The sequence below is a fragment of the uncultured Helcococcus sp. genome (assembly GCF_946998255.1).
GTDB lineage: Bacteria > Bacillota > Clostridia > Tissierellales > Peptoniphilaceae > Helcococcus.
In genome coordinates this window covers 1-5,435 of record NZ_CAMPYN010000064.1, presented here as the reverse complement: position 1 = coordinate 5,435, position 5,435 = coordinate 1, and the positions used below count along the sequence as shown (strand labels likewise).

Here is a 5,435-nt window from a genome sequence, read left to right as displayed (position 1 = left end):
TTTTTAAGTTTCCTCGTCTTTTTTGTGTTTGGGACTTATGCAACAGCCCCTTTTTATCTATTACCTGTAAAATATAAACTTTAAGCTTTATAAACAGATTCACCATTTAAATAAGTTTCAACTAAAGACAAGTCTTCATTTAATACTATAAAGTCAGCATCTCGTCCATCTTTTAAGATACCACATCTATCATCAATTCCAACTGAAGCAGCAGCGTTTTTACTTGCCATATCTATAGCTTGTTTTTTATCTGCTATATTCCAATCATAGACATTTTTTACTCCATCAATTAAATCTAAGATAGATCCCGCTAAAGAACCATTTTCTAATCTTGCTTGTCCATCTTTTACAATTACATCAAATTCGCCTAGCTTGGACTTGCCTTCACCCATACCACCTGCCATCATGCAGTCTGTTATAAGTAAGATATTATCATGTCCTTTAGTTTTCATAGCTATTCCAGCTGCAGCAGGATGCACATGGTGGCCATCACAAATTAGTTCAGCATAAGCATCTGAATATAATGCAGCCCCAACCATACCAGGTTCTCTATGGTGTAAGCCTCTCATACCATTATATAAGTGTATGAATATATTTGCTCCTGCATTTACTGCATCCATAGCAGTATCAAAACCTGCATCAGAATGAGCTAGGGCTACATAAATTCCCATTTTTTTAGCTTCTTTAATAAATTCTACTGATCCTTTTCTCTCAGGTGCTATAGCTATTTTTTTAATTAATCCACCTGATAGCTCTTGCCAATGTCTTAATTTTTCTATACTTGGATCTGACATGTAGGCTGGATTTTGTGCTCCTTTATGTTCTTCAGTAAAGAAAGGACCCTCCATAAATATCCCCTGAACTTTTGCCCCTTCAACTTGCTTGTACTCTTCACCTATCACCTTAACAGCATTATTTAAAGTTTCATATGATGATGTAAGAGTTGTAGGTAAAAATGATGTAACACCCATTTGTAAGACACCCTTAGACATTGTATTCAAACTACCTGGTTCCCCATCAGTAATATCTACATTATGATAACCATGCACATGGGTATCTACTAATCCTGCTGCTAGATATTTATCTGAGTAATCTACATATTCACCATCATAATTTTTTTCTATAGATGAAATTTTACCATCTTCTACAATTAAAAAAGCATTATCAAATACTTCATTTTCCGCAAATATTTTTTTTGCCTTATAAGCAATTTTCATATTTAAGCCCCTTTCTTATTTATATATATAATTATACACCTAATATTACTAATCTTAAAAATTATTTTTCTAAAAACTTTTTATAGGTCTTGTCTATTAATAAAGCACCAAGTGGAGCTGTGTATAAAATTGATACAACAGCAACAGATAAAATTAAATCACCTTTATCAAGACCATAAGACAAGGCTACCCCACCTATGGCAGCTTGCACAGTAGCCTTAGGTAAGTATGCTAGCATAGAAAAAGTTTTTTCTTTTTTATTTAAATCTGAAGATATTAGAGAGATCATTACTCCTAGTATCCTGAAGGCTAGGCCTATAGTTATTATAAGTAGTGCTAAAGGCCACATATCCTTAGCATAAGAAATATTTATACTTGCTCCTACAAGTGTAAATAAAAAGATTTCAAAAATAGACCAAAAATAATTATATTTTTTATGTATATCATTTTTTAAGTCTCCATCTTTCATATTTATAGTCATACCCATAGCCATAATGGAAATTAATGATGAGTATTTGATAGGACTGGTAATTTGCATTTCTAAATAATAAAGAAGCATAGAAATAGCTAAAATAAATAGACTTTTTTCCAAATTTTTTAGTTTTATTTTCTTTAATAATTTTGATATTACTATGCCTGTTAGATAACCTATGAAAGCACCTAAAATAATTGATACAGGTATATTTACAAAGGATAAATAAGCATTATTGGCAGTTCCTGTAAACAAGGATAAGATTGAAGTAAAAATTACTATGACATATATATCATCTACTGATGATGCAGCAAGTATCATTTGGCCAACAGCTTTATTGTTGCCATATCCTTTTTCAATAATCTTTATCATTCTAGGCACTACAACAGCTGGTGATACTGCTGCTAAGACTGAACCCAGTAAGGCTGCTTCTAATAAACTTATTTTAAAAATCAAATGGGCAAATATTGTTATGCCTAGTATTTCAAGGCTAGCAGGTATGAAAGCCAGTAATATAGACCTGATACCAGCCTTCTTCAAGTCGCCTAAGTTTAAGGTTAGTCCTGCCCTGGTTAAAATGATTATAAGGGCAATAGTCCTTAATTCTGCAGACATGTTTAATACTTTTACATCAATTAAATTTAAGACATAGGGCCCTATTATAATTCCTGATACTATCATGCCAATTAAACTTGGTAATTTAATTTTCTTAAATATAAAATTTGATATTATACCCAAAATAAATATCAAAGCTAAAGATAAATACATAATTTCCTCCATAAAAAAAGCTGAGGATCCTACGGCAACGTAGAAGTCATCAGCACAAGTGCGGTTTAGTATAAACTAGGGAGACCTTCATTCCCTTATATAAATAAATATAACAAAATAAAATATTAATATCAATCATTTGTTATATCATGAATTATCATATTTACTATTTCATCTTTGCTAAGTTCTTTCGTAATAATTTTTTCTGAAATAAAACCTATAAAATCTCTATCTTGCCACCATCTTTTCATTTCTTCTTTACCGAATTCTTTAACTTTCCATCTAGTCTCGTGCCTTTTCAGGGTCTCTTCAAAAGGAAGATCAAAATAGTAAGCATATATCTCATCTCCATAAAGATCTTTGGCATATTTTAGTAATTTATCATATTGGTATTTTTTAAATATCCCATCCATAATTGTAATTGGATTATTTTCATGTCCATAGCTAAGTATATGCATAGCTAAGTCTTGGGTATATTCATCACCACCTTCTAAAGCATAAACCATATCTCTTGATACATTATCTTGTGATATCATCAGAGTATTTATTCCAAAATGTCTCTGTAAGGCTCTGGCAACTGTAGACTTTCCAGATCCAGAATTTCCTCTTAATATAATTAATTTATTCATATTACCACCTTACTATACAAAAAAAACCTTAATTTATAAATTAAAGTTTTTATTGTTTATATATACTTGTACATAAATACCTACTTATAGCTTCTCTAAAAGATTTACTAAAGCATCGACTGCTTCTTCTGCATCTTCTCCTTCAGCCTTTATAGTAATTAAATCATCTTTTCTACCACTCATAGATAAGATTGACATAATAGATTTACCATTATATTGTCTATCATCTTTCCATACTTCAATATGGGAAGAATACTTAATAGCTTCTTGGATGAAAAGAGAAGCTGGTCTAGCATGCAAACCTATTTCGTTTTTGATTCTAACTTGTTTTTCTACCATTGCTCCCTCCTAATAGATACCATATATCTCTATGATTATAGCACATTTTTTTCATATTTACTATAAAATGATAAAGTTTTCATTATTTCTTAAATGCCATAAAAAATACCAGGGACTTATTTTAAAAGTCCTTGGTATTCTTCATGTTTTTCAAAATATTTTACGGTGTATGGACATACTGGAACTATTTTAAGATTTTCTTTTTCAGCATAGCTTATAACTTCTTGTGTAAGCTTACCTGCTATCCCTTGTCCTCTTAGACTGTCATCAACGAAAGTAGATACAACTCTTAAATCGCCATCTTCATCTCTTTCAATTTTTATATAGGCTGTAGGATTTTCAATATCCCCCATATAAAATAGGTCATTTTTTAATATAATATCTTCCATTTTCCCTCCTAATTTAAGATTAGTAATAAAACAATACCAGGAACTCCTAGTAAACCTGCAACTATTGCGTTTAAAGCATTCACTTCTATATTTAATCCAAATATCGAACCTAAAGCATTAAAAATTACTAGAAGAACTAAACCAATTACACCATTCCATAATAATTTTATAATAACAGACATTGAAACTCTTAGGATTTTTAATACTATATATAAAAATAATAAGGCTATTATACCTAATACTATTGACATATATCCTCCATTTCATAATTTATGAATAATATCTCTATTAATATAATTTTACCATGATATAATAAAATTGTTAATATATGATAAAAATATTAACAGAAAGGAATTTGTATGTGGAATTTTAACTTCGATTGGAATAATGATGAAAACAATGAAAAAAATAATAGTTTTAATATAAAAGATATCTTTAATAAGGCTGATAAAAACATGAAAAGTAAGTTTAGGCAAAAACAAAGAAAAGCAGCCTTAACCATAGCTTTTCTGTACGCACTTATAAGCTATTATATCTTATTACCTTCGCTAAATATACATTCAAGGGATGCTTGGATATATTTAGGAACTATTTTAGCAATTTTAGTTTTTATAGGCGGAAAGTCTTTAAGGCCTTATAAGATTTTTAGGTATGCATTTGCTTTTATGCTTGTCTCCTTTGGTATATTAAATTTATTTGGAGCAAGGATAATACAATCTAAAAACTATGCAAAACTTATAAATCCTATTTCTTCTAATTTTAAGGAAGATATAGAAGAACTCCCTATAGATAAAATCCCAACCCTAGATAGAGATTCCTCTGTAAAATTGGGTGCTAGAAAAATGGGTGAACTTTTAGATTTAGTATCACAATTTGATATAGATGACACAACCTATACTCAAATTAATTATAAGGACGCTCCTTACAGGGTCACTCCTTTGAAATATAATAGTTTTATTAAATACCTTACAAATATGAGAGAAGGTCTTCCAGGTTATCTAAAAATAGATATAGTTGATGGTGATGCTGATCTTGTTAAATTAGAAAATAAAATAAAATATTCAAAAGAAGACTACTTCTTTAGGGATATTTATAGGTATACCAGATTGAGATATCCTTTTGAAATACTTGGTCAAGCTTCATTTGAAATTGATGAAGAAGGAACACCTTATTGGATAATATCTACTTATAAAACTAAGGTTGGCTTTTTCGATGGTTTAGATGTAAATGGAGCAGTTTTAGTAAATGCAGTAAATGGTGACCACCAAAAATATAGTTTAGAAGAAATCCCTACATGGGTTGATAGGGTTCATTCGGCAGAAAATATTATAGACCAATTAGACTGGAATGGTAAATACCAAGGCGGTTATTTAAACTCCATCTTCACTCAAAAAAATGTTCTAAGAACAACTGAAGGTTATAACTATTTAGCCTTAGACGATGATGTTTACCTATACACAGGCTACACATCTGTTGCAGCTGACGAATCAAATGTTGGATTTGTTTTAGTAAATATGAGAACTAAGGATGCCAAATTCTATCCTGTATCTTCAGCCAAGGAATATTCTGCAATGGAATCAGCAGAAGGTGCAGTTCAAGAGAAAGAATATAAGGCAACCTT

Annotated in this window: 7 protein-coding genes and 1 riboswitch; of the genes, 1 reads left to right on the top strand and 6 read right to left on the bottom strand. The window is 30.4% G+C overall.

What is annotated here, in order from left to right; all coding sequences use genetic code 11:
• Positions 1-80: 80 nt before the first annotated feature.
• From nagA to Q0U66_RS05205, 6 genes are all read right to left on the bottom strand, one after another.
• Entirely contained in the window at positions 81-1,217 is a 1,137-nt protein-coding gene (nagA, locus tag Q0U66_RS05230; protein ID WP_366938265.1) for an N-acetylglucosamine-6-phosphate deacetylase, read from the bottom strand.
• Between the two features lie 61 nt (positions 1,218-1,278).
• Entirely contained in the window at positions 1,279-2,457 is a 1,179-nt protein-coding gene (locus Q0U66_RS05225; protein ID WP_297378286.1) for a cation:proton antiporter, read from the bottom strand.
• A 33-nt stretch (positions 2,458-2,490) separates the two neighbouring features.
• Positions 2,491-2,561, bottom strand: a riboswitch (Fluoride riboswitch).
• 27 nt (positions 2,562-2,588) lie between these two features.
• Positions 2,589-3,086, bottom strand: a complete 498-nt coding sequence (locus Q0U66_RS05220) for an AAA family ATPase (RefSeq protein WP_297378284.1) — start codon at positions 3,084-3,086, stop codon at positions 2,589-2,591.
• 84 nt (positions 3,087-3,170) lie between these two features.
• Entirely contained in the window at positions 3,171-3,425 is a 255-nt protein-coding gene (locus Q0U66_RS05215) for an HPr family phosphocarrier protein (RefSeq protein WP_297378282.1), read from the bottom strand.
• Between the two features lie 116 nt (positions 3,426-3,541).
• The gene (locus Q0U66_RS05210) at positions 3,542-3,814 is read right to left on the bottom strand and encodes a GNAT family N-acetyltransferase (protein WP_297378280.1); all 273 of its coding nucleotides are present in this window, start codon (positions 3,812-3,814) and stop codon (positions 3,542-3,544) included.
• A gap of 8 nt (positions 3,815-3,822) precedes the next feature.
• Positions 3,823-4,065 carry a pro-sigmaK processing inhibitor BofA family protein gene (locus Q0U66_RS05205; protein WP_297378278.1) on the bottom strand — a complete coding sequence of 81 codons (243 nt, stop codon included), beginning with the start codon at positions 4,063-4,065 and terminating at the stop codon, positions 3,823-3,825.
• Positions 4,066-4,173: 108 nt separating this feature from the next.
• Here Q0U66_RS05205 and Q0U66_RS05200 point away from each other — a divergent pair.
• Positions 4,174-5,435, top strand: a 1,262-nt coding sequence (locus Q0U66_RS05200; RefSeq protein ID WP_297378273.1) for a hypothetical protein, incomplete at its 3' end; no start/stop codon positions are given.